Below are 23,929 nucleotides of genomic sequence, written 5' to 3'. Positions count from 1 at the left end.
CCGGTAGCGTGGAGCCCAGAGTCCACGGGGGAAGCTCGGGGAACGGACGAAGGGAAGAGATCATGGCGATTCAGCAGGGTGCCAACGTTGCCGAGCTGCGCGGCGTCGCGAAGCAGTTCGACTCCAAGGCCGCCGAGGTCGAGAGCATCAAGAACAACCTCAACGCCCTCATCAACAACAACATCCCCGCCAACTGGGCCGGCCGCGACGCCGACCAGTTCAAGAACGAGTGGCAGGCCAGCGGCATGAAGTCGCTCGCGAAGCTCATCGAGCAGCTGCGCGAGGCGTCCCGGACGATGAAGACCAACGCCGCCGCCCAGGAGCAGACCTCCAGCACCCTCAGCTGACCCGGAGTGCAGCTGCAGCACTGAAGGGCCCCGAGGCAGACGCCTCTGGGCCCTTCAGTGCATCTCAAGTGCATCCTGTGCTGGCGTGCGGCAGGGCTGGCGTGCCCTCTCGGGTCCCGGGCGCTGGGTGGTGCGCCGCGGGCCGTCTCCGCGCCGGGCCGACCGGTGGGCCGGTCCGGCTGATTGCCACCATCGGACCACTGGAAGACCGTCAGTGACAACAGGCGTGGAGTAGAGTGGTCAATATGATCAATAGTCCGCCCGATTTTCCGCGAGGAGTGGTCACTTCGCAGCAGCTTGACTCTACCGACCGCCGGATCCTGCTCGCCCTGGATGAGGACCCGCGGGCGCCCATCATGGTCCTCGCCCAGCGGCTCAGCCTGGCCCGGGGGACCGTCCAGTCGCGCATCGAGCGCATGACGGCCTCCGGGGTCCTGCGGGAGCACTCGACGCGGGTCCGGCCGGAGGGCCTCGGCCGGGGCGTCATGGCGGAGGTCAGCGCGGAGCTCGACCAGAGCCGGATCAACGACGCCGTCGCCGCCCTCCGGGGGATCCCCGAGGTCCTCGAATGCCTCGCCCCCGCCGGGGACACCGACCTCCTGATCCGGGTCGTCGCCACCAGCCCCGACGACCTGTACCGCGTCTCGGAGGAGATCCGCCTCTGCCCGGGCATCCGCCGCACCTCGACACGGATGATCCTGCGCACCGTCATCCCCTACCGCACGACGGCGCTGCTCGCCTGAGCGCCCCACCACCCCCGTCTCGGGTACAGATCGCGCGCCCCGTGGGCATCTCGGGTACAGATCGCGCGCCCCGTGGGCATCTCGGGTACGGGGCCCGTACCCGAAAGGGCGTTCTGGCGTCCCGATCTGTACCCGAGACGGGAAGGGAGGGGACGGGCAGGGAGGGCCGGATCAGGCCGTGACGAGCGACAGCCCGGCGTGGGCCGCCCGCGAGAGGCGGTCGTCGATGAGCACCACGTCCCGGCCTGCCCGGTCGAGCAGGCTCGCCGCGACGCTCGCCCGGTAGCCCGACGAGCAGTACACCCACACCCGGCCGGCCGGGACGTCGTCGAGCCTCGCGAGCAGCTCGTGCAGCGGGACATTGACCGCCCCGGGGAGGTGGCCGGCGTCGTGCTCCTCGCGGCGGCGCACATCCAGGACCGTGTCCTCGGGCGGGAGCTGCGCCGCCACGTGCGCCCAGCCGAGCCGGGGGTAGGAGGAGGCTGGGGCGCCGGGCGCAAGCTGAGCCGGATCCTCGCCGAGGGCGGCGTCGGGACGCTCGATCCCGATGCGGGCGAGGTCGCGGATGGCGCGCTCGACGTCGTCGCGCGCGCCGACGAGGGTCAGGGTGCGGCCGTAGGGGAAGAGCCAGCCGAGGTAGTTCGTGAAGTTCGTGCCGTACTCGAAGCTCGCGGTGCCGCGGAGGTGGTCCGAGGCGAAGGCGACCCGGGTGCGGAGGTCCACGACCCACTCCCCCGCCTCGAGCCGGTGCTGCAGCTCGTGGGGGTCGAGGGGCTCGGGGACGGAGAGGTCGGGCTCGCCGGGGCCCTCGGCGTTGAGCGGGGCCATGTGGGCGTAGAAGCTCGGGTAGGCGGTGAGGTTGGCGATGAGCTCGGCGACGAAGTGCCCCTCGTCCGGATCCGTGTAGACGTGGTTGGACTCCAGCTGCTCGCCGAGCGTCGACTCGGTCGCGTCCGACGCGGGGCCCGAGGAGCAGAAGGAGCCGAAGCCGTGCGTGGGGTACAGGGCCGCGTCCGGGCGGGCCTCCCCCGCAAGCCGCCGGGCGGAGGCGTACTGGTCGTGGGACAGGCCTACCGTGTCCTGGGCGCCGAGGAGGTCCGTGCGCCCCACCGACCCGTACAGGACGCTCCCGCCGGAGAACACAGCCTGCCGGCCCTCGTGCTCCACCACGTAGGAGAGGTGGTGGTGCGTGTGGCCTGGCGTGGCCACCGCGATGACGGTCAGCGCGCCGACGCTGAACCGCTGCCCGTCCGCGACCGGGGTGCGCTCGAAGGAGACGTCGTCCAGCGCGCTCAGGAGGTACTGCGCCCCGTGCTTGCGGGCGTAGGCGTAGCCGCCCGTGAGGTAGTCGTTGTGGAGATGGGTCTCGAGGACGTGGGTCACCTCCACGCCTGCCTCGGCGGCCGCCCGCTCGAGCCGGTCGATGTCCCGCTGGGGGTCCACGAGCAGGCCGTGTGTGCCGTCGTGGACGAGGTAGCTCCTGTCCCCGAGCGGCGGCGTCTCGATGACCACGACTTCCATGGCGTCCTCCTCGTCGTGCGGCCTGGCGTGAGCCCACCGTACGTCGGCGCCGCCTGCCACGACAGGGCTAGAGACGCGGGCCGCCGTCGAGCCGCTCGAACTCCCGCAGCCACAGCTCCCGGGCCTCGGCCTCGCGGGCGCGGCGCGCCTTCGTCGCGGCCCGCAGCTCCTCGAAGGCCGCCGACGGCGCCGACTCCGCCACCCCGCTCCGGCTCCTCCGCCCGACACCGAGCATGAGCAGCGCCCGCTCGGTCGCCGCAGCGTTCTTCACAGCGAACGACGTGCGACGGCGCCGCATCGCCTCCCGCACGGCGGTCTGGGCGGCGGGGCGCTGCCCGAGTTCGCGCAGCGCGCGGGCACGGATCACGAGGAGGGCGGCGGCGACGTCGTTCGCGTTCGTGAGGCCCTCGGTCCGGGAGACGACGTCCCGGGGGCGGCCGAGCACCTCGTAGAGCCGGCAGGTGGCGAGCGCGGCGGGAAGGGACGGCGGCAGCGGATCCATCACGGCGAGCGCCTCCTCGGGCCTGCCGATCTCCCTCAGGCTGTGCGCGAGCGCGAGGCATATGGCCTCCTCGCTGAAGGCGACCTCCACCTCGACGCCCTCGGAGAGCTCGATCCAGTGGCGCAGGCCCCCCAGGTAGGTGGCGGCGAACGCAGCGGCCGGGGGCTCGCTCGCTCCGGCGAGGCCGCGCGAGAGCAGCTCCGCGGCCTGGGCGTGCTGGTGCGCGCGGTAGGCATGGAGACCTGCCGCGACGTAGCAGAGGCCGGACCAGCCGGGATGCGCCCGTGCGAGCAGAACGAGCCGCTCGGGGTCGCTGCCGAGGAAAATCGCCGCATGGACCTGCTTCTCGACCTTCGACGCGAACGTGCGGAGCTTGGGGGCGCGCACCCGCCCGGTGACGCGGCTGGCGATCCTGCGGCCGAATCCGCGCACGGGCGCATAGACCTGCACGCCCCGGAACGGGGTGAGGTCGCGCAGGTCGTGGAACGACGGCTGGCGGTCCAGCTTGCCGGAAGCCATGCCCACCATGCTAGCGAGGGCGGCCGGCCGTGGTGCGGGTGAGACGCCGTGCGGCCCGGCCGGGGCTTTCGGGTACGCGGGTGTCCGGGGACGCCTTGGTGCACCTGAGACGCCTTCCGGCCCGGCCGGGGACGTCCTGTAGCGGGGAGGGCGCCTTCGGGGCGTCTCCTCCGTCACCGGGCGTCTCGCATAAGGGGCGCCGGCCGCGCGTGGGGCGCACGCGCCGTCGTGCGTACCCGGAACGGGGTGGGCGCGATTCTGGCGTACCCGGAACGGGGTGGGCGCGATTCTGGCGTACCCGGAACGGGGTGTCAGCGGGTCGCGAAGTGGACCCACATGCCGATGACCCAGACGGTCGCGGCGGCGCAGGCGAAGCCGAACTCCACGAGGATGCCGAGGCCGGTCGCCTTGAGCGCCGCCCACGACGACGACGCGGCGCCCCGGAAGTGCCGGGTGCGGGCCCACTCGCTCAGCAGGAGCCCCAGGGCGAAGCCGACGAAGAGCCCCACGACCGGGATGACGAACATGCCGACGACGGCGAGCACCGCACCTGCGACGACCGACCGGTTGGGGATCTGCCGCTCGCGCAGGCGTCGGCCGGCGAGGACGGCGGAGGCGGCCATGCCGCAGGCGAAGAGCACACCGCCGATCGCGAACACGAGCCACCCGCCCCACCCGGCGCCCCCGAAGATGGCCCACGCGAGCAGGGCGACGAGGCCGAGGATGCTGCCCGGCAGGATGGGGATGATGACCCCGGCGACCGAGACCGCAAGGGCGAGGCCGACCAGGACGGCCGTCAGAATGCTCGTGTCCACCCGGCCATCCTTGCAGACCCCGGATCGCAGGCCCCGAATCGACTGCTCCGTAAGTGTCCTTCTGAGGCGTCAGAACGACACTTACGGAGCAGTCGATGGAGGTGGGGGCTACTCCCCCGGGCTGGTGGCGGCGCCCATGACGGCCGCCGTGACGGCGGGGGCGACGCGCGGGTCGAGGGGACTGGGGACGATGTAGTCGGCGGAGAGCTTGTCCTGGGCCAGCTCGGCAATGGCGCGGGCGGCCGCGAGCTTCATCGCGGGGGTGATCCGGCGCGCCCCCGCGTCCAGGGCCCCGCGGAAGATCCCCGGGAACGCGAGGACGTTGTTGATCTGGTTCGGGAAGTCGCTGCGCCCGGTGGCCACGACGGCGGCGTGCCGGCGCGCAACCTCGGGGGCCACCTCCGGGTCCGGGTTGGACAGCGCGAACACGATCGCGCCCTCCGCCATGCCCGCAAGGTGCTCCTCGGGCACGGTGGACGAGGAGACGCCGATGAACACGTCCGCCCCTGCCAGGGCCTCCGCCGTGCCGCCGGTGACACCGCGCGGGTTCGTGCGGCCCGCGTACTCGGCCTTCATCGCGTTCCTGGGCTCGGCCAGGTCGGGCCGGCCGGCGTGGATGGCGCCCTTGGAGTCCAGCAGGATCACGTCGGCGACGCCCGAAGCCAGGAGGATCTCGGCGATCGCGATCCCGGCCGCGCCGGCCCCGGCGATGACCACGCGCAGGGCGGGGAGCTCCTTGCCGACCACGGCCCCGGCGTTCGTCAGGGCGGCGAGGGCCACGACGGCCGTGCCGTGCTGGTCGTCGTGCATCACCGGCATGTCCAAGGCCTCGATCAGGCGCGCCTCGAGCTCGAAGCAGCGCGGCGCGGCCACGTCCTCGAGGTTCACCGCGCCGAAGCTGGGTGCGATCCGCACGATTGTCTCGACGATCTCGTCCACGTCGGTCGTGTCCAGCACGATCGGGATCGAGTCCAGCCCGCCGAAGGTCTTGAACAGGGCGCTCTTGCCCTCCATCACCGGCAGCGACGCCGCCGCGCCGATGTTCCCCAGGCCCAGCACCGCCGTGCCGTCGGAGACGACTGCGACCAGCCGCGAGGCCCACGTGTGCGTCCGGGCCAGGGACGGGTCCGCGGCGATCGCGCGGGACACCTGTGCCACGCCGGGCGTGTACGCGATCGAGAGGTCCCGCTTCGTCGCGAGCGGGCGGTCCACCCCGATCGAGAGCTTCCCGCCCTCGTGCGCGGCGAAGATCTCCTCGTCCGTGATGGGCTGCTGCTTCGCCTCGGGCTGGCTGTCCTGGTTCTGCTGGCTGTTCTGGTTCTGCTGGCTGTTCTGGGCCTGAATGGTGGGAATGGACACGGCACTGTCTCCTGGGTCGGTGCCGCCGGGCCGCAGGGCGCACGACGGCGTGGCTGGCCGTGCGCTGGAACGTGCACCGTGCGCTTCGTCGGGCAGGGCGCGTTCCATGGCACAGCCATGAGGGGGATCCGGGGTTCCTGCCGGGTTCGGCGCTTCCGGGGGCCAACGGGGTGTGCGGGGATGTCCGCGGGTCGCTGGCCTCGGGGAATGAGATACCGACCATCATAGGCGAACGGGACACCGCTTCCGCAAGGCGGAAGTCCTCACACCTCGATGACGCTCCTCGTGTGACGCGCCTCCTCGGCCGCGAAGACCACCTCGTGGCTCAGGAGCGATTCCGCCAGATCCGAGGAGATCGCACCGCCCCGGCCCTCCGCGAGCGAGCCCACCCACGCTTCGATGAGGCCACGGTCGCCGCCACCGTGTCCCCCAGACGCCTCGCCGGGCACGGGAACGGCGCGCGTCGCATCGGTGAGGAAGTCGCGCACGGTGACCCGGCCGTCGTCGACCGCCAGCTCGCCGCGGGTGCCGAAGATCCTCGTCCGCCGCGCGGTCGCCTCCGTGAAGGCGGTGACGGTGAGCGTGGCCGTCGCCGCGTTCTCGTACTCGATGGCGACCACCTGGTGGTCCACGGCGTCGTTGTCGCAGCGGTAGACGCAGCGCCCGTAGGGGCCGCTCTCCAGCGCCCGGCGGAGCGACTCCGGCGTCCCGCCAGGGTCGACGATGTCCGTGTAGTAGGCGCGCCGGCTGTCGGGGACCCCCGCCTCGGGCCGGCCGGCACGGTAGATCCGCAGGGCCGAGTAGGGGCACGAGGGCTCAACCGCGCAGTCCGTGCACCGCTCCCCCGCGCCGTCAGGCGCCTCGTCGGGACGGAAATGGGTCAGCGCGCCGAAGGAGCTCACCCGCACGGGCCTGCTGCCCACCACATAGGTGAGCCAGTCGACGTCGTGCGTGCACTTCGCCAGCAGGAAGGGGCTGGAGAGGTCCTCCCGCCGCCAGCTGCCCCGGACGTACGAGTGCGCGAAGTGCCAGTAGCCCACCGGCTCGAGATGCTGCACCGAGACGACCCGCCCGATCTCCCCCGCGTCCAGGACCCTCTTCACTGCCGCGGTGACGGGCGTGTAGCGCAGCACGTGGCAGACCGCCGCCGTGACGCCGTGCGCGCGGGCCGCGGACGCCAGCTCGCGGCATCCCCTGCGGGTGACCGCGATCGGCTTCTCGAGCAGGATGGCGTAGCCGCGGCGGGCGGCGAGGACGAACGGCTCGTAGTGGTCGCGGTCCTGGGTGGCGATGACGACGGCGTCGGCGAACCGCTCGCGCCTCAGCATCTCCCGCCAGTCGGGGAACCTGGCCGCCGGCGGCACGCCGAGCTCGTCGCCGAGCCCCTCCCGCCTGTCCTCGACGGGCTCGGCGAGGCCGACGACGACGGCGCGCCCGGTCGCCGTGGCGAGCCTCGCGTACGCGGCGCCGCGGGCGCCTGCCCCGGCCACGAGGATCCGGACCGGCAGGTCCGGCGGCGTCATCCCCCGGGCTCCGCGTCGTCCAGCCATTCGAGGGCGACCGCTGCGGTCCAGGACTGGTTCCAGCTGCCGAGGGGCTCGCCGGTGAACGGCTCGTAGTACTCGCCGAAGTGGCCCTCCATGAGCTGGGCGAGCGAGGCCTGCCGCCAGGCCGCGTACCGGCCCTCGTCCCCGTGGCGCCGCAGAGCCGTGGCGAGGTACCAGTTCATGACCGGCCACACCGGCCCCCGCCAGTACTGTCGCGGGCGGAGGTCCCCGTAGGTGGTCGAGGTCGATGCCGGGAGGGGGAACGCGAGCCGGGGGTCGCCGGTCCAGTCGGGCCCGTCGATGAGGGCCGACTGGCGTTCGCGCAGGGCACGGTCGGCAGTCGAGATGAGGGGCGCGAAGCCCGCGATCGTGGGCGGGTCGATCCACTCCCCCGTCAGGACATCGCGGTCTCTGGCGAGCCCTGTTTCCGGGTCCACGGTCGAATCGACGCCCTCGCGGAACTCCTCGGCCCACTCCCTCAGCCGCGGCGCCTCACCGGCGTGCCCGTGCCGCTCGGCGAGGACGGCGAGGTCCTCGTTGGCCGTCGCAAGGGCAGCGGAGGCGAAGACGTCCTTGACCTGGAAGTCGACGACGCCGGGCAGGCGGGCGTCGTCGAACGCGGCGTCCGCCATCTGCTGGACGAGCCACAGGTAGCGCGCGTACTCCTCGTCGCTGGGCCGCTGGCTCGCGTCCTCCACAATGCGCGTGTCGGTGCGGACGAAGGGCTCGAGGTCCCCCGGCTGGACCCGGGAGTACGGGCCGTCGAACCGCGGCGAGTTGTCCATGCCGGACTCCCAGCCGTGGTAGATGGTGACAAGGCCGGACCCGTCGCCCGCGCGGGCGCTGCGGAGCCATCCGTGCCAGCGGATCCACTGGGGCACGCTCTGGCGGGCGAAGTCCTCGGCGAGCCGGGCGGCCTCGCCGCCGCGCGCCGTCGCCCGCTCCACGATCCGGCGCAGGAGGGTCGCGTGCACGGGCGGCTGGCAGATGCCGCTCGACTTCACGCCGGGCGGGGAGACGCCCTCGGTCCGCCAGCGGTCGACCCCGGGGAAGTAGCCGGGGGCCTCGGAGAAGACGATGTGCGGGATCATCCCCGACTCCCACTGGGCGCCGAGCAGGTGCGCGAGCTCGGCGAGCGCCCGGGGGACGCTGATCGTCGAGAGCCCGGCGGCGACGAATGCCGCGTCCCAGCTCCACATGTGCGGGTAGAGGTTGGGGGCGGCGGTCACCATCGCCCCGGTGTCGTTGGCCGCGAGGACGGCGCGGGCCCTGTCACCCAGCTCCGCGTGGTCCTTCAGGGGAGCGTCCGGGTTGGGCCAGCTGGTGGCGCTCATGCCGTGAGTCCGAGCTGCGTCTCGGTGTCGAAGAAGCGCAGGGCTTGGGGGTCCGGCCGCAGGCCGATCATCTGGCCCGTCTCGAGGCGGACGGTGGAAGGCACCTGGACCTTGAGGGTCTGGCCCTCGAGGTCCACGGTCAGGAGCGTCGCGTGGCCCAGGGGCTCGACGACGTCGACCCGCGCGTCGAGCGTCCCCTCGGAGCCGCGGTCCGCCACGGAGATGTTCTCGGCCCTGATGCCGACCGTGACCGGCATGGCCGCCCTGCCGCTGTCGGCCCGCGCAGCCTCGGCCAGGAACGACGGCGCCGCGATGGCCTGGCTGCCGATCCGGAGCGTGCCCTCCCTCACCTCGGCACCGAGGAAGTTCATGGGCGGCGATCCGATGAAGCCGCCCACGAACCGCTCGGCGGGCTCCTCGTAGACCGTGATCGGGTTCCCGAGCTGGACGATCTGGCCCTTGCGCATGACGGCGACGCGGTCGGACAGGCTCATGGCCTCGACTTGGTCGTGTGTCACGTACACGGTCGTGGTGCCGAGCTGCTGGACGATCCGCTTCAGCTCGGCCCGGAAGTCCAGGCGCAGGAGGGCGTCGAGGTTCGAGAGCGGCTCGTCCATGAGCAGCACGTCGGCGTCCATGACGATCGCCCGGGCCACGGCCACGCGCTGGCGCTGTCCGCCGGACAGCTGCGCAGGGTACCGGTCGAGGTAGGGGGTGAGCTGGAGGAGGTCGGCCGCCCACGCGACCTTGCGTTCGACCTCTGCCTTGGCCAGCTTCTTCATGGTGAGGCCGAACCCGATGTTGGTGCGCACCTTCCGGTGCGGGAACACCGCGTAGGACTGGAACACCATGGACAGGTTGCGACTCTGCGGCGGCAGGTAGGTCACGTCCCGGCCGCCGATGTGGATGCTCCCCTGGTCGGGGAGGTCAAGGCCCGCGACCATGCGCAGGAGGGTGGTCTTCCCGCAGCCGGACGGGCCCAGGAGCACCATGAACTCGCCCTGGTCCACGTGCAGCGAGACATCGTTCGTAGCGAGCTCGGTGCTCCCCGGGTAGGTCTTGTGAAGGTTGCGGATCTGGATGTCGGCCATGGCAGGCGCCTCTCACTCAGCGGATCGTGGAGCCCCACATGTTGGTGAGGTAGCGGCGCATGAAGAAGATGAAGATGAGCGCCGGGAGGACAAGGAGGAACCCGCCCGCGAACCGGTACGCGAACGGGGATTCGGACAGGGACGTGAGGACCTGCGCGGGCAGCGTGCGCTGGTTGAGCGTGAGGATGGACGCGCCGAGGACCTCGTTCCAGCTCATGACGAACGTGAAGATCGACGCGGCCGCGATGCCCGGGATCGCCATGGGGATGACGACCTTGAGGAAGGCCTGGATGGGAGAGCAGCCGAAGATCCGCGCGGCCTCCTCCACATCCCGCGGGACGCCGAGGAACACGGAGGCGGTGATGAGGATCGTCGTGGGCAGGGCCAGCGCGGTGTGGAGGAGCACGACGGCGAGTGCGCTGTCGTAGAGGCCGGTCTGCAGGAACAGCTGGGCGAGCGGTACGGACAGGACCACGATCGGCAGGGCCCGGGTGAAGAGCAGGAAGAGCTGGTACGGATCGCGGCCGGGGAAGGCGAACCGGGCCACGGCGTACCCCGCCGGAACACCGATGACGAGCGAGAGGACGAGGGTGAACAGGCCCACCTGGACCGAGTTGATGAGTGCCCCGAGGATGCCCGTGGACTGCAGGAACGTCTGCATGGTCTCGAGCGAGAAGCTGTCCGGGATGAAGCTCAGCGGGAAGCGCTGGAGCGACTCCCGGCTCGAGGTCGCCGCGAGGGCGATGAGGTAGATGGGCGTCGCCATGAACAGCGAGACGAGGACGCACGCGACCTGGAGGAGGACCCGCTGGCGGCGGCGGGCGGCCAGCGGGCGGCGGTCGACGTCGTCGCGCCCGGCGGTGGAGGAGGCGGCCGCGCTCATGACGCGCCCTCCGTCTGGTCGCGCAGGAGGCGGAGGTAGCCGACCGCGGTAACCATCGACACTGCCATGACGACGAGCGCCAGGGCGGAGGCGACGTTCGTGTCCTGCAGGCCGGTGTACCAGCGGTAGGTCTCGCCGACCACGAGCGGGAAGTTCTGCCCGGTGAGCGCGAGCGCCACGGCGAAGGTCTGGAACGCGAGGATGGTGCGCAGGATGAGCGCGGTCTGGAGGCTCGGCCGCAGCAGCGGCAGGGTCACGTGCCAGAGCCTGGACCAGAATCCGGCGCCGAACACCCCTGCCGCTTCCTCGTAGTCCTTGGGGATCGACTGCAGGCCGGCCACGACGATCACGAACACGAGGCTCGTGGCGCGCCACACCTCCGCGATGAGGACGGTCATGAACATCGAGGGGTAGTTGTCGTAGGCGAGCCACGAGACCGGGCTGATCCCCACGCTCGTGAGGAGGGAGTTGAGGTAGCCGCGGTCGGTGAAGACGACGAGCCACACGAGGCCGGCGGCCAGGTCGCTGACCGCCAGCGGGATGGCCCAGATGTAGAAGTACAGCCCCGAGAGCTTGGGCTTCGCCCGGATGAGCAGCGCCATCGCGAGCGCGAGGATGAACTGCACGGGGATCATGACCACGATGAGCAGGACGGTGTTGCGCACCGACGGCCAGAAGTACGGGTCCGCGGCCATGCGGGCGAAGTTGTCCGTGGTGAGCCCCGACGGGCCGCCGAACGCCTGGAGGATGCCCGTCACCATCGGCCACCCGAAGAGCAGGGTCATGAAGACGACCGACGGCGCGATGAGGAGCATCGCGGCCGACGTGCTGCGGCGCCTCATGCTCGGACGGCGGCCGCCGGGGGGCCGGGGCGGCCGGGGCTCGGGCTCCGCGGCGCTCGACGTGGCGCCGGGCGACTGGGCGGTGGCCATCACGCCACCGTGCACTGGTCGGCCTTGGGGTCCGGCGCCCAGCACGGGACCTTGAGGCTGTTCATGATGTCGGCGAGGGCCGCGCCCTGCTTGTCGAGCGTCGCCTTGACGTCCGCATTGTTGAGGCAGATCTCCTGGAAGCAGTTCTTGAAGATCTGCCCGACCTGGGGCTCCTTGTCGCCGAGGCCCACGGGCGGGAGCGCGAGGATCGCGCCGGAGGCGTCCTGCTGGGCGCTCACTGCCTTGGCCTCGAGCGCGATGCCGGGCGGCAGGTCGGACCCGATGTCCGCCTTGACGACCGGGAAGAAGGCGTTCGACTTGAGCGTCTCGATCTGTGCATCCTTGGTGGAGAGGGCCCGGATGACGTCGAAGGCCTTGTCCCGGTCCTTCGACCCTTGGGGGACGGCGAGGCCGCCCACCACGAGGAGGTAGCCCAGACCCTTCGGGCCCGACGGCGCTGGCGCAAGGACGAAGTCGTCCGGCTTGGCGGAGACCGCGTTGATCAGGCGCGCCACGTGGTCCCATGCCACGAGCACCTCGCCGTTCCCAAGGGGCTCCTGCATGAAGTCGTAGTTGGTCGAGGCGGGGTTCATGTTCGCCCACAGGTTCCGCATGTACGTCCAGGCCGTCACGGCGTCCGCGTTCCGGAAGGTCGTGATCTGGCCCCCCGTGAAGCTGGGCAGGAGGAAGCCCTGGTAGAAGCGGTGGTGTAGCCCCTTGGGGCCGGCCGGAATGCCGAAGACGGGCTTCCCCCCGTTCGCCGCCTTGGCCGCCTGGGCCCACGCCAGGAACTGGTCGTAGGTGAGCTTGTTGACGTCCGCTCCGCTGGGCAGCCACTGGAGGGCCTTCTTGTTGACCGCCAGGATGTACGTGGCCTGGATCCAGGGGATGTAGCGGGGCTTGTCGGTGCCGAGCTTGGCCAGCTCGAGGAGGTCCTTGGAGTAGCCGCGGGACTTGAGCTCGTCCGTCAGGGAGCTCAGGTCCTCAAGCTGCTTCGCGAAGGGGACGAGGTCGCCGTGGAGGCCGCCGATCAGTCCGATCTCGACCTTGTTGGCGTCCAGCTGCGACTTGATCGTCGTGTTGAAGGTGGGGTTGTCGACGGGGTTGTAGGCGACGTTGGCCTTGTCCCCCACCGCCTTCTTGAGGGTGGCCTCGTATTTCTGCCGCTCTTCGACGGGGGCGAACTGGGTGGAGAGGAAGCTCACCGAGCCGGAGCCGCCGCTTCCGCTCGTGTTCACGCTGCAGGCCGAGAGGATCGGGGCGACGACCGCCGCCGCGAGGGCGCCCCCGATGAACGTGCGCCGGCTGGTGGTCGGGATGGGGTTCATGGGGTGCCTCCTGTGGCAGACCAACCACATTCCGCATCGAAGCCTCCCCCGCCGTGTCCGCGCCTCCCAGCACCGGCAGGACATCGAAGCGAAACTTCTGTACGATTGTCGATCGTAAGTGTGTGATCGGCATCACGTCAACAGAGGACGATGGAAGTGCACCCCGGCATGCCCGTCGAACGGCCAGCTGCGGCCACCGGCCTTGCGACCAGTCCCGGCCAGCTGCTCGCGCTCATCCGCAGCTCACCGGAGGGGATCAGCAGGGCGTCCCTCCTGGAGCTGACCGGCATGGCCCGCTCCACCCTGTACGAACGCCTCGACGCGCTCTTCGCCGCCGGACTGGCCTACGAGGCCGAGCCCCTGCGCTCCACCGGCGGCCGCCGCGCACGCAGGATCCGGTTCGATGACCGGGAGAAGGTGCTGGTCGCGATCGACGCGGGCCAGACCCACGCCGCCGTCCACCTCCTCACGCCGGGCCATACGGTCCTCGCCTCGGCCGTCTTCCGGTGGGACGCCTCTGGGCCCGCTGGCGCTGCGGTGGACCTGTTCGCCTCCGCCGCCCGGGAGCTCCTCGCCGGCCGGACGCCCGTGGGAACCGGCCTGGGCCTCCCCGCCCCCGTCGAGGCCTCCGGCGCCGCAGGACTGAGCCGTTCGATCCTCGGGCACTGGGACCTGCCCAGCGTGCTCGCGCGGCTCGAGGAGGCCCTGGCCTGTCCCGTCGTCGTCGAGAACGATGCCCGGGCCATGGCCGTCGGAGAGGCCGGCGCCGCCGACGAGGGGCTCGTGGCCGTGAAGGTCAGCACCGGGATCGGGTGCGGGATCGTCGTCGACGGGGCTCTGGTGCGGGGCGTCCACGGCGCGGCCGGCGACATCGGGCACGTCCGGATCCCCGAGGCGGCGGGGCGGACGTGCCGGTGCGGACGCGCTGGCTGCCTCGCGGCGGCGGCGTCTGGGCGGGCCCTGCTCGCCGAGCCGGGGCTCCAACACTGCCGCTCGCTCGCGGACCTCGCCCGGGCGCACGACGCCGGCGACCCGGCCGTGCTCGCGGCCGTCGCCGAGGCGGGGCGTCTGACAGGGTCCGTGCTCGCCGCGGTGGTCGCGACGGTGAACCCCGCGCGGGTGGCGCTCGGCGGCGTCGTGGGCCTGCTCGACACCTTCGTGCAGGCCGTGCGCGAGGAGATCGGCGAGCGGGTCTTCGCGGACGTCCTCACGGGGCTCGAGATCGGGCCGTCCCGCGCCTCGCACCCCATTCCGATAGGCCTCTCCCGCCTCGTGATGCAGGCCCTCTACGCCCCCGCGAGGATCGACGCCCTGCTTGCGCAGGCTGCGCGCGCGGCGGCACTCCCAGAGACTGGGGCTTCCTAGCGCCGCACCCTCCGTGGCGTATAGTTGGACAGTCCCTCCGCACGACCCCAGCCGCGGCGTGCCATGGGATGCAGAAGCGTCGGGAAAAGAGGTTGCTGCGCTGTGCTCGAACTGCCCCAGGATCTGGTCACCCCAGCCCCTCCTCCGGCCACGCCCCGCCTCGCTGCCCGGTACGCGCAGCTCCTGGACGCCGCAGCACGGTTCGCCACCCTCGAATACCCGGACATCGACATCACCGCTGTCGCCGAGGAGGCCGGGGTCGCCTTCGGCACCGCGCACCGCTACTTCCCCTCGGCCGCCCACCTCCTCCTGGCCCTGCACCGGCGCCAGCTCCTCGAGCTCCGCGCCCGGGTGGAGGACCGCGCGAGCGGGTCGCGCACCGAGGCCCAGCGTGCACGGCTCCTGGCCGGCGCCGCCGTCGAGCTCTTCCACATGCGCCTCTCCCAGCCCGCGGTGAACTCGTGCGTCGACGAGCTCATCGTCCCGGCGGACCACGAGCTGACGGGCCTTGTCGGCGAGGTGGACGAGCTCTCCTGGTCGGTGCTCGGGCGGCTCGCGGGAGGTGCCGAGCGCGGCCGGAGCATCGTCCACGTCATCTCGGGGCTCGTCTCCGCCGTGCGGACGGGCAGGCTCATCCCGCTCGAGGCGGAGAAGCAGCTCAAGGCGGCCTGCGAGATCGTCGCCCGCCGCCGCGCCAGCCGCGCCGGCTGATCCCGCGGGGAGCGACGCCGGCCGGGCGCCGGCGCGCGTGGCCCCGGCCGCCGTCGTGCGCGGCTCAGGCGACCGAGCGGATCCGGGTGACGAAGACGGCGCCGAAGAGCCCGATGACGGCCGCGCCGATGTAGAGGGACACGTACCCGCCGAGGAAGGCGAGGAACGGGTAGGCGATGGCCGGTGCAATGACCTGCGGCAGCGAGTTGGCGATGTTGATGACGCCGAGGTCCTTGCCGCGGTCGGCGGCGTTGGGCAGGACCTGGGTGACGAGCGCGAAGTCCACGGCCATGTAGGCGCCGAAGCCGATGCCCAGCACGATGGCCCCGACGAGGGCGCCGGTCCAGGTCGGGGCGAGCGCGAGAATGAGCGAGGCGACGGCCATGACGGCGGACGAGCCGATGACGAGGGGCTTGCGCCTGCCGATGCGGTCGCTGACCTTGCCCCCCAGGATGCTCGTCGCGATGACCATCGCCGAGTACAGGCCGGTGAGGATGAGCGTCCCGGTGGCCGGGGGGATGCCGGTGGTCTGCTCGATCCGCACGGCGTCCGTGAGGAAGTAGATCAGGTAGAGCAGCACCACGTGGTTGCCCACGTTGACCAGGAGCTTGGTGAACCAGGCCCAGGCGAAGTCAGGGTGGCGGCGGGGGCTGATCCAGAAGGCTGCCACGAACCTCCCGAGCGAGAACCGCCCGAGCGCCGCACGGGGCAGGGGCTCGTCCCTCGCACCGAGCAGGAAGTGGACGACGCTCACCGCGAGCAGTGCCCCGCAGATGAGGTAGCCGAGGGAGAAGTTCCCCGCGACGGCCGCCCCCACCGCCGTGCCGAGGAGGATCCCGGTCGTGATGCCCATAGCGGCCAGGCCCCCCACCGATCCGCGCTGCGTGACGGGCACCCGGTCCGGCACGGCGGCCGTGATGGCGGCGTAGGCGCTGTTGGCGCCGAGCTGGACGAGGCACCACAGCGCCGCCATCGCGGCGATGCTCGGCGCGCCGGACAGCCCGACGAGGGCGAGCGTGCCCGTGAGGGCGCCGAAGAAGACCCAGGGGCGGCGCCGGCCGAACCGGCCGGACGTGCGGTCGGAGAGGGCCCCCGCGAGGGGGTTGCAGACCACGGAGACGGCCGCTCCCGCGCTCGTCACGAGCGCCAGGACGGCTTCCTTCTGCCCGGGCGCGAACGCCGCGGCCTGCTGGGCCAGGAGCACCTGGAGGGGCCCGAAGAAGGCGACGTTGATGCCGATGTTGACGAGGACGACGCCGAGGATCCAGCGCGGCCGCACAGGGGCGGTCGGCTCGGCGAAGGCCGCAGCGGTCGCCGGGGCGCGCCCGGTCGGGCTTCGCTCCGCGGGGCTCTGTTCGGCGGGGCTGTGGGGCACGGCCACGGGGCCTCCGGTGGGTGCGGGCGGTACAGGTGGTCTCAGATTACCGCCGAAAAGGGCGTCCCGGACCGGATACCCTTCGACAGTGGACAACGTGACAGCGGTGGCGCCGGACGAGGCGATGGCAGGCAAGGTCTACCAGCAGATCCTCGACGCGATCATCTCCGGCCGGGCCGCACCGGGACAGCGGCTGCGCGAGCGGGAGCTGTCGGACCAGTACGGGGTCTCCCGCATCCCCGTGCGGGAGGCGATCCACCGCCTCGAGCAGGACGGCTTCCTCGTGACCGCTCCGCGCCGCGGCGCGGTGGTGCGGAAGCTGACGCTCAAGGACGTCGAGGAGCTGTTCGACCTCCGCGTGCTCCTCGAGTCCTTCGCCGCCAGGCGGGCCGCCGAACGCGTGGCCGCCGGGGAGGACGGCGCCGGGCTCCTCGACACCCTGCGCCAGGCGAAGGAAGCGCTCGAGGCCGGCGACACGGACCTGACGTCCGACCTCAACACGCGATTCCACGACCAGATCATCGCCCTCGCCGGCAGCGGGCTCCTGGAACGCTCGATGCGCCCGCTCCACGGGCTCAACCGCTGGATCTTCGGCCTGGCCGTCAACCGTTCCCTCGAGGTCAACGCGCTCGAGCACGACGAGCTCGCCGACGCGATCATCACCGGCCAGCCGCAGCTCGCCGAGGCCGTCGCCGCCGCCCACATCGAGGCGGGCCGCAGGCCCGTGATGGACGGGCTCGCGGGACTGCTGAAGGGGTAGGGGACCCGCAGGACGGTAGGCTCGTCCCATGGCGCTGGTTCCCTGGAGCGGTCACGCCAGGCGGTATCGCGAGATCGCGGACATCCTCGCCCGGCACGGCCTCGGCCATGTCCTGACCGTGGCCGGCCTCTCGCGCTGGCTTCCGGGCCCGAGGCGAGGGCAGGAGGGCCAAGGCGCCCCCGCCGGCGCCCCCGTGCATGTCCGCCGGGCCCTCGAGGAGCTGGGTCCGACCTTCATGAAGCTCGGGCAGATCCTCTCGACCCGGCCCGACCTCGTCCCTGAGCCGTACCAGGCAGAGCTCGCCAAGCTGCAGGACGCGGCGCCGCCCGTACCCGCCGAGGCGATCCACGCCGTCGTGCGCGAGGAGCTCGGCATGGACGCGGACAGCGCCTTCGCCTCGTTCGACGACGCGCCACTCGCGAGCGCCTCGATCGGCCAGGTCCACGAGGCACGGCTCGCGGACGGCACGAGGGTGGTGGTCAAGGTCCGCAAGCCCGGCGCGGTGGAGCGCATCCGCGAGGACCTCGAGATCCTGCGCAACGTCACCGCCACCGCGACCCGGGCGTGGCCGGTCCTGGCCAACTACGACGTGGAAGGCCTCGTCGAGGAGTTCTCCAAGACGCTCACGACCGAGCTCGACTACCTCGAGGAGGCCCGCAGCGCGGAGCGGTTCGCCACGAACTTCGCCGGCGACGAGCGGTTCCGGTTCCCGAAGGTCTACTGGGACACCACGACGTCCCGCATCCTCACGCTCGAGTTCATGGAAGGCCTCAAGATCAACGACGTCGCGGCGCTCGACGCGGCGGGGCTCGACCGGCGCGCCCTCGCCGACCACTCGGCGGCCGCACTCGCACAGATGATCTTCGAGGACGGCTTCTTCCACGCTGACCCGCACCCGGGCAACATGTTCGTGGAGCCCGGCGGCCGCATCGCGCTCATCGACTTCGGCATGGTCGGGGAGATCAGCGACCAGCTCCGCCATGACCTGGGCCGGCTCCTCATCGCGCTCGCCCGCAAGGACCCGCGAAGGCTCGCCCGAGTCCTCGAGGCGATGTCGCGCTCGGGCGCAGTGGAGGACCGCAAACGGCTCGCCGCCGACGTCGCGGTGTTCATCTCGCTGTACGACGGCGTGGACCTCGCCGACGTGAACCTGGCCCGGCTCGCGCAGAAGCTCCTCGCCGTGATCCGCCACCACCACCTCGTGATGCCCGCCGAGGCGGCGGTGGTCATCAAGATGCTCGTCATGGCCGAGGGCCTCGGCCGGGTCCTGGACCCCCAGTTCAGGCTCTCCCGGGTGCTCGAGCCGCACGTGCGCCGGCTCCTGCTCGAGCAGTACTCCCCTGCCGCCATCACGCGGAGCCTCAAGGAGGCCGGACTCACGGCGATGGACCTCGCGGGAGACCTGCCCGACCTCATCGACAGCGCCAGCCGGGTCCTCGACGCCGGCGGGTTCGAAGTGCACCTCCGCGCCGCCGAACTCGAGCCGCTCATGGCCCGCGCCGAGCGCGTCGGCAACAAGGTGCTGGCCGCCGTCATTGCGGCGGCGTTCATCCGCGGCGTCGGGGAAGTCGTCACGAACGACACGCGCTGGCGCGGCTGGCGCGCGCCCCTGCTGCGGACCGGGATCGGCGCGGCGGGCGGCCTCGGCACGTACCTGGCCGTGAGCGCGCTGCGGCGCCGGCGCAGGTAGCGGCGCCTCCGCCCCGGACGGGACTACTGCCCTGAGACCGCGGCGAGCGCGGCACGCAGGCGCGTGCCGGCGTCGTCCGCGACCTCCTTGACCTGCCCGCTCGAGCTGAGCTGCACCATGGTCTGGGGGTCGATCGCCTCGACAGTCGTCTCCTCGGCGCCGACGGCACGGCGTACCACGACGTTGCACGGCAGGAGCGCCCCCATCTCGGGTTCCGCGCCCAGGGCGCGGCTCGCGAGGTTCGGGTTGCACGCGCCGAGGATCACGTAGTCCCCCACCGAGTCTCCCGCCTCATCGCCCAGCTTGGCGGTGAACGTCTTGCGGATGTCGATCTCGGTCAGGACCCCGAAGCCTTGGTCGGCGAGGGCCGCCTTGACGGCGTCGACCGCCTCGGCGTAGGGCAGCGGGACGTGCGTGGTGAGGGTGTAGGCCATGGCGCCCACGCTTCCAGAGGAGGCCGGGCTGGGCAAGGGTCCGACGTCCCAGCCCGGTCTCTGGCTCTTACCTCACGTAGCTCAGGACTCCCATCATGCCGCGCGCCGCGTGGTACGCGTTGTGGCAGTGGTAGAGCCACTGGCCCGGATTGTCGGCGTCGAAGAGGACGCTGACCGTCTGCCCCGGCCGCACGATCACCGTGTCCTTCCGCGCTCCGGCGTCCCCGACCTGGAAGGTGTGGCCGTGCAGGTGCATGGGGTGCCACATCATCGACTCGTTGACGAAGTCGATCCGCACGCGCTCGCCCTGCCGGACCTCGAGGGCGCCCTCGTACGGGTTGGCCATGTCGAAGCGGCGCCCGTTCAGGCCCCAGTCGTAGGCCATCATGGAGCCGGTGAGCCGGACCGTATGCGTCCGGTCGGCGACCCGCCGCGCGAGGCGGACGCCCGGCGCGGCGGCGAGCTGGCCGCCGTCGACCACCGTCCCCGTCAGCCGCGACGGCAGGGCCGCCGGGATCGGCTCCTTCCCGGTCCCGGTGCTGATCTGCCCGAGCGCGAGCCCCGTCTTGCCCTCCGGTCGCGCCATGAGCGGCGTCCATCCCTCGGGCACGGTCAGCAGCGCGTCGATCCGCTCGCCCATCCCGAGCACGACGGCGTCCGCCTCCGTCCGCTCGACCGGGAACCCGTCCGTGTGGGTCACCGTGAGCTTCACCCCGGGCGCGCCGACGCGGTAGGCGGTGTCCCCGGCGGCGTTGATGATCCTGAGCCGGACGCGGTTCCCGGCCTTGGCCCGCAGCGTGTCCGGGTCCGAGGGGGTTCGGCCGTTGAACAGGTGCAGGGGGTAGCGGACGTCCCCGGCGTCGCCGCCGAGGTAATCGCTCACGGCGCCCATGCCCGTGTACCGGCCGCCGCCTTGGCCGCCGGGCTGGCCGCCCATCATGCCGCCCATGCCCTGGGACAGCTCGTTGAGGACGTCCTCCGGAGTGCCGGTGACGCCGTCCATCCAGTCGTCGAGGAGGATGACCCACTCGTGGTCCCAGTCCTTGGCCTCGGACGGGTCGTCGACGATGAGCGGCCCGTAGAGGCCGCGCTCGCGCTGGAGCTCCACGTGGGAGTGGTACCAGTACGTGCCGGGGTGGGCGAGCCTGAAGCCGTAGCCGAAGGATCCGCCCGCGGCGATCTCCTTCTGCGTGAGCATCTCGACGCCGTCCTGGTCGTTGGCGAGGGCGAGTCCATGCCAGTGGACCACCGTGGGCTCGGGCAGTCCGTTGGCCAGGGCGACCTCGAGCCGGTCTCCCACCGAGCCGCGCAGGAGCGGGCCGTTGACCGCCCCGTTGTACCCCCACGTCTGGACGGGTTTCCCGTCCAGAGTGGCGGTGAGCGGCGCGGGGTCCAGCCGGGCGGCGATCGCGCGGCCCGACGACGGTCGGGCGGCCTCGGCGGCCCGCACCGCGTCGTCGGAGGACAGGACGCGGGTGGCCGCCGAGGGCGACGGCGAGGTGCACGCGGCGAGCATGGCCGCCGAGGCGGCCGCAAGGGAGAGCCCGAGGAAGCCGCGACGGGAGACCGGCCCGGCCAGCCGGCGCAGGTCGTGGGGATGTGGGCCGTGGGGGTGCGGACCGTGGGGGTGCGGGCCGTGGGGGTGCGGGCCGTTCATCACGGCCTCGTCGGCTCGTAGGCGGCGAAGGTGGCACCGCCGTCGCGGGACTCCACCAGCCCGGAGTCCGTCGCCGCGAGGACCCGCACGGGCTGACCGGGAGCCGCGACGGCAGTGACCGCCTCGACCCCCTTCCCTGCGTCGCCGAGCCGGGTCCACGAGATGCCCGCGTCCGCGCTCGAGTAGACCGCACCGTCGGGCGCCACCCCGACCACCCGGCGGGCGTCCGAGAAGGCTGCGAACTGGATGAGCGGGGCGCTGGGCACGGCCAGCCACGTCGTCCCGCCGTCGAGGGAGGCGAACAGGCCCTTCTCTGTCGTGGCGAGGACAGTGTCCGTGGAAGGGTGCCCGGCCAGAACCGCGGGGTGCAGGGACGAGGAGACCGCGGCCCAGGCCTCGCCGGTCGGGGTGCGCTTGAGCACGCCGTCGAACCCCACGAGGCCCGACTTCGTGACGGTGAGCGCGTGGAAGTCGGAGACACCCTCGTTGGACACGACGGTCCAGGTCCGGCCGCCGTCGGTCGAGCGGAGCAGGCCCAGCGGGTTGGGCCTGGACGAGCCGGGCCCGGGGTGGCCGGAGGCCCAGAGCGTCCCGGCGGGATCGCCGACGAAGCCCATGAAGTCGTCCGCGGCGCTGACGCGCTCGGGCTCGGCGCCGCTGACGTCGTAGACGCCCTGGTGGGTTCCGATCAGGACGGTCGAGCCGTCGCCAGTCGCCGCGATGCCGTGGACGTGGCCTCCCGGCAGGGAAGCTCCCGTCGGGCCCGAGGCGGCCGACGCCGTCGTGCCCGCTGCGGGTGCGGCGCACCCCGCCAGCGCCAGCGCGCCGCCGAGGGCGGCAGCGAGGACGGCGCCGAGCACGCCGGGCCGGGACAGCGGCGTCCGGGCACGCGGCATCCGGGCAGCACGCGCGTTCACAGCTGCCCCAGGAGGGACTTCATCTGGTCGATCTCCGTGGTCTGGGAGTCGACGATCGACTGCGCCATCGCCACCGCCCCCGGGTGGGCACCCGTGCTGAGCTCCGACTTCGCCATCGTCACGGCCCCCTCGTGGTGGGCGATCATCTGGGTGAGGAAGAGCTTGGCCCCCTCGCCGGCATCGGCGCCCTTGAGCGCGGCGAGGTCCTCGTCGCTCACCATGCCCTCCATGCCGTGGCCTGCGTCGGCCGCCATGCGAGTGGGCTGGTTCCATGCGGCGAGCCAGCCGCGCTGGGTTGCGATCTCCGGGGCCTGGGCGGCCTTGATCCGCTCTGCGACCCGGGCGACCCGGGCGTCGAGGCCGGGCTTGGCCAGGACGATGCCACTCATCTCGACGGCCTGCTCGTGGTGCGGGATCATCATCTGCGCGAACATGGCGTCCGCGGCGTTGAACGCGCCCTGGGATGACGAGCTGCTGGGCGTCCCCAGGGGCATCGAGTGCCCACTGTGATCCATCGGGGAAGCACCCGACGGCGCGGCGGGAGCCGCCTGGGAAGCGCCGCATCCGGCGAGGGCGACGGTGGCGGCGAGCAGGGCAGCAGGGAGCGCAGAGTTCTTGGCGTTCATCGGTCTTCTTTCAGTCGTGGAGAGGTGTGCGGGCAGGCAGAGGCCTGCTCAGGTGCGACTGATCGAGAGCTGGGTGAGGTCTGGCGCCGGGGCGCGCGGGAGGATCGACCGTGGGACGGATGCCGCCGGCGGCTGCGGGAGCGCGTCTGAACGCTCCAGCACCACGACGGCGGGCGGCGCCGGGGGCACTCCACCGGGCGCCGGAATGCAGTGGGCCGCGTGGACCGGCGCGTCGCCGCTGCCCTGCGTGCACTCGTCCGGGCCCCAGCCGGCGAATCGCTTGTCGGAGGCCAACAGGATGTCTGGTCCCGTCGAATGGTCGGATCCCGGGTTCGATCCGTGGGCATGGTGGGCTGGGGCCGCGTGCGCGACAGCAGGCGTCGTGGTGTGCGTCGTGGACGCCCCCGGTGCCGCGTGCATGGCGAGCACGCCGAGGGCGAGGGCCAGGACGAGGAGCCACCGGACATTCCGACACCACTCAGCGCCCGGAACGGGCACGAGTGCCCGATGTCCGGCGCGAGTTGTGTCGATATGCACGCTCATCATGGTCCTATCGGACGTGGCCCGGATCCAAGTCGAGCCGCCGCAGCAGCTGCGCGTTGAGTGCCACCACAATCGTGGACAGGGACATGAGGACCGCGCCTGCAGCCGGGGAGAGCATGATCCCCGCGAAAGCCAGCACTCCGGCCGCGAGCGGCACGGCGATGACGTTGTAGCCCGTCGCCCACACGAGGTTCTGCCACATCTTGCGGTAGCTCGCGCGGGAGAGCTCGACCACCGAGACCACCGAGCGCGGGTCGTTGCCGGCGAGCACCACGCCCGCGGACTCGATGGCGACATCCGTGCCGGCGCCGATCGCGATGCCGACGTCGGCCCGGGCCAGGGCGGGCGCGTCGTTCACGCCGTCGCCGACCATCGCGACGCTGAGGCCGCGCTTCTGGAGTTCGGCAACCTTCTGGTCCTTGTCCTGCGGCAGCACTTGGGCGAACACCTCGTCGATGCCGAGGTCCCGGGCCACCGCGTCGGCCACCTGCTGGGCGTCGCCCGTGATCATCGCGACGCGGATCCCTCGCTGCTGGAGGGCAGCAACGGCCGTGCGGGACTCCTCTCGGACGGAGTCCTCGAGCGCCAGCGCCCCCGCGATCCCGCCGTCGCGGATCACGTGGAGCACCGAGGCGCCGCGGGCCTTCCAGCGGTCGACGGCGTCGGCCAGTTCCGCCGGGGTATCGAGTCCCAGCTCGGCCAGCATCGCCGGGCCGCCGACCTGGACGAGCTCGCCGCCATTCTCGCCGCCGAGGCGCGCCTGGATGCCCCGACCCGAGCTGGCCTGGAACCCGGTGGCCGCGGGAACGCGGAGGCCGCGGTCGCGGGCCGCGCGGACGATCGCCCGGGCCACGGGGTGCTCGCTGTCCGCCTCGGCGGCCGCGGCAAGCGCCAGGAGCGCGTCCTCGCCGGCGGGGCCGTCCGGGGCGG

23 protein-coding genes are annotated in these 23,929 nt (G+C 72.2%); 6 read left to right on the top strand and 17 right to left on the bottom strand.

The genetic code is table 11. From position 1 onward, the window contains the following. Nucleotides 1–62: 62 nt before the first annotated feature. On the top strand, nucleotides 63–347 hold the full coding sequence (locus ABD298_RS14675) for a WXG100 family type VII secretion target (RefSeq protein WP_208710601.1): 285 nt from the start codon (nucleotides 63–65) through the stop codon (nucleotides 345–347). 245 nt (nucleotides 348–592) lie between these two features. Beyond that, nucleotides 593–1,090 (top strand): Lrp/AsnC family transcriptional regulator, encoded by a 498-nt coding sequence (locus ABD298_RS14670; protein WP_344300494.1) that lies wholly within the window; start codon nucleotides 593–595, stop codon nucleotides 1,088–1,090. 171 nt (nucleotides 1,091–1,261) lie between these two features. Here the strand turns inward: ABD298_RS14670 and ABD298_RS14665 are convergent, their stop codons facing one another. The 10 genes from ABD298_RS14665 to ABD298_RS14620 all read right to left on the bottom strand — a co-directional run bounded on the left by ABD298_RS14665 (nucleotide 1,262) and on the right by ABD298_RS14620 (nucleotide 12,921). Then, nucleotides 1,262–2,611: an MBL fold metallo-hydrolase gene (locus ABD298_RS14665; RefSeq protein ID WP_344300493.1), complete on the bottom strand. Its 1,350-nt coding sequence runs from the start codon at nucleotides 2,609–2,611 to the stop codon at nucleotides 1,262–1,264. A 67-nt stretch (nucleotides 2,612–2,678) separates the two neighbouring features. Further along, the gene (locus tag ABD298_RS14660) at nucleotides 2,679–3,632 is read right to left on the bottom strand and encodes a hypothetical protein (protein ID WP_344300492.1); all 954 of its coding nucleotides are present in this window, start codon (nucleotides 3,630–3,632) and stop codon (nucleotides 2,679–2,681) included. A 311-nt stretch (nucleotides 3,633–3,943) separates the two neighbouring features. Beyond that, nucleotides 3,944–4,447, bottom strand: a complete 504-nt coding sequence (locus ABD298_RS14655; RefSeq protein ID WP_344300491.1) for a DUF456 domain-containing protein — start codon at nucleotides 4,445–4,447, stop codon at nucleotides 3,944–3,946. Between the two features lie 108 nt (nucleotides 4,448–4,555). Beyond that, nucleotides 4,556–5,806, bottom strand: coding sequence for an NAD(P)-dependent malic enzyme (locus ABD298_RS14650; RefSeq protein ID WP_425564443.1), 1,251 nt, complete (start codon nucleotides 5,804–5,806; stop codon nucleotides 4,556–4,558). 263 nt (nucleotides 5,807–6,069) lie between these two features. Next, nucleotides 6,070–7,329, bottom strand: coding sequence for a Gfo/Idh/MocA family protein (locus ABD298_RS14645; protein ID WP_344300489.1), 1,260 nt, complete (start codon nucleotides 7,327–7,329; stop codon nucleotides 6,070–6,072). Then, the gene (ggh, locus tag ABD298_RS14640) at nucleotides 7,326–8,687 is read right to left on the bottom strand and encodes a glucosylglycerate hydrolase (RefSeq protein WP_344300488.1); all 1,362 of its coding nucleotides are present in this window, start codon (nucleotides 8,685–8,687) and stop codon (nucleotides 7,326–7,328) included. The genes ABD298_RS14645 and ggh overlap by 4 nt, the downstream gene beginning before the upstream one ends. After that, on the bottom strand, nucleotides 8,684–9,778 hold the full coding sequence (locus tag ABD298_RS14635; protein WP_344300487.1) for an ABC transporter ATP-binding protein: 1,095 nt from the start codon (nucleotides 9,776–9,778) through the stop codon (nucleotides 8,684–8,686). The genes ggh and ABD298_RS14635 overlap by 4 nt, the downstream gene beginning before the upstream one ends. 16 nt (nucleotides 9,779–9,794) lie before the next feature. Beyond that, complete coding sequence (locus ABD298_RS14630) at nucleotides 9,795–10,661, bottom strand: carbohydrate ABC transporter permease (protein WP_344300486.1); 867 nt, start codon at nucleotides 10,659–10,661, stop codon at nucleotides 9,795–9,797. Then, nucleotides 10,658–11,593, bottom strand: a complete 936-nt coding sequence (locus ABD298_RS14625; RefSeq protein WP_344300485.1) for a carbohydrate ABC transporter permease — start codon at nucleotides 11,591–11,593, stop codon at nucleotides 10,658–10,660. The genes ABD298_RS14630 and ABD298_RS14625 overlap by 4 nt, the downstream gene beginning before the upstream one ends. Then, entirely contained in the window at nucleotides 11,593–12,921 is a 1,329-nt protein-coding gene (locus ABD298_RS14620; RefSeq protein ID WP_344300484.1) for an ABC transporter substrate-binding protein, read from the bottom strand. Before ABD298_RS14620 ends, ABD298_RS14625 begins: the two co-directional genes overlap by 1 nt. Nucleotides 12,922–13,071: 150 nt before the next feature. Between ABD298_RS14620 and ABD298_RS14615 the strand changes: the two genes are divergently transcribed. After that, on the top strand, nucleotides 13,072–14,286 hold the full coding sequence (locus ABD298_RS14615) for an ROK family protein (protein WP_344300483.1): 1,215 nt from the start codon (nucleotides 13,072–13,074) through the stop codon (nucleotides 14,284–14,286). A gap of 102 nt (nucleotides 14,287–14,388) precedes the next feature. Beyond that, nucleotides 14,389–14,997, top strand: coding sequence for a TetR/AcrR family transcriptional regulator (locus ABD298_RS14610; RefSeq protein WP_344300482.1), 609 nt, complete (start codon nucleotides 14,389–14,391; stop codon nucleotides 14,995–14,997). Nucleotides 14,998–15,061: 64 nt separating this feature from the next. Here ABD298_RS14610 and ABD298_RS14605 read toward each other — a convergent pair whose 3' ends face one another. Next, nucleotides 15,062–16,372, bottom strand: coding sequence for an MFS transporter (locus tag ABD298_RS14605; RefSeq protein WP_425564451.1), 1,311 nt, complete (start codon nucleotides 16,370–16,372; stop codon nucleotides 15,062–15,064). Nucleotides 16,373–16,460: 88 nt separating this feature from the next. Here ABD298_RS14605 and ABD298_RS14600 point away from each other — a divergent pair, with 88 nt between their 5' ends. After that, nucleotides 16,461–17,132 carry a GntR family transcriptional regulator gene (locus ABD298_RS14600; protein ID WP_344300481.1) on the top strand — a complete coding sequence of 224 codons (672 nt, stop codon included), beginning with the start codon at nucleotides 16,461–16,463 and terminating at the stop codon, nucleotides 17,130–17,132. A 28-nt stretch (nucleotides 17,133–17,160) separates the two neighbouring features. Next, entirely contained in the window at nucleotides 17,161–18,822 is a 1,662-nt protein-coding gene (locus tag ABD298_RS14595) for an ABC1 kinase family protein (RefSeq protein ID WP_344300480.1), read from the top strand. A 23-nt stretch (nucleotides 18,823–18,845) separates the two neighbouring features. Here ABD298_RS14595 and ABD298_RS14590 read toward each other — a convergent pair whose 3' ends face one another. The 6 genes from ABD298_RS14590 to ABD298_RS14565 all read right to left on the bottom strand — a co-directional run. Beyond that, nucleotides 18,846–19,256, bottom strand: coding sequence for a DUF302 domain-containing protein (locus ABD298_RS14590; RefSeq protein ID WP_344300479.1), 411 nt, complete (start codon nucleotides 19,254–19,256; stop codon nucleotides 18,846–18,848). Between the two features lie 67 nt (nucleotides 19,257–19,323). Then, entirely contained in the window at nucleotides 19,324–20,913 is a 1,590-nt protein-coding gene (locus ABD298_RS14585; protein WP_344300478.1) for a multicopper oxidase family protein, read from the bottom strand. Beyond that, a complete protein-coding gene (locus ABD298_RS14580; protein WP_344300477.1) occupies nucleotides 20,913–21,830 on the bottom strand; it encodes a F510_1955 family glycosylhydrolase in 918 nt (305 codons plus the stop codon). Before ABD298_RS14580 ends, ABD298_RS14585 begins: the two co-directional genes overlap by 1 nt. After that, nucleotides 21,827–22,456 (bottom strand): DUF305 domain-containing protein, encoded by a 630-nt coding sequence (locus ABD298_RS14575; protein ID WP_344300475.1) that lies wholly within the window; start codon nucleotides 22,454–22,456, stop codon nucleotides 21,827–21,829. The genes ABD298_RS14580 and ABD298_RS14575 overlap by 4 nt, the downstream gene beginning before the upstream one ends. Nucleotides 22,457–22,504: 48 nt before the next feature. Beyond that, nucleotides 22,505–23,002, bottom strand: coding sequence for a DUF6153 family protein (locus ABD298_RS14570; protein WP_344300474.1), 498 nt, complete (start codon nucleotides 23,000–23,002; stop codon nucleotides 22,505–22,507). 4 nt (nucleotides 23,003–23,006) lie between these two features. After that, nucleotides 23,007–23,929: HAD-IC family P-type ATPase (locus tag ABD298_RS14565; protein ID WP_344300473.1), on the bottom strand; the 923-nt coding region annotated here is incomplete at its 5' end.

This window comes from Sinomonas flava (assembly GCF_039531875.1).
GTDB classification, from domain to species: domain Bacteria; phylum Actinomycetota; class Actinomycetes; order Actinomycetales; family Micrococcaceae; genus Sinomonas; species Sinomonas flava.
The sequence above is the reverse complement of the archived record's forward strand: the minus strand, read 5'-3'. Positions and strand labels throughout refer to the sequence as shown.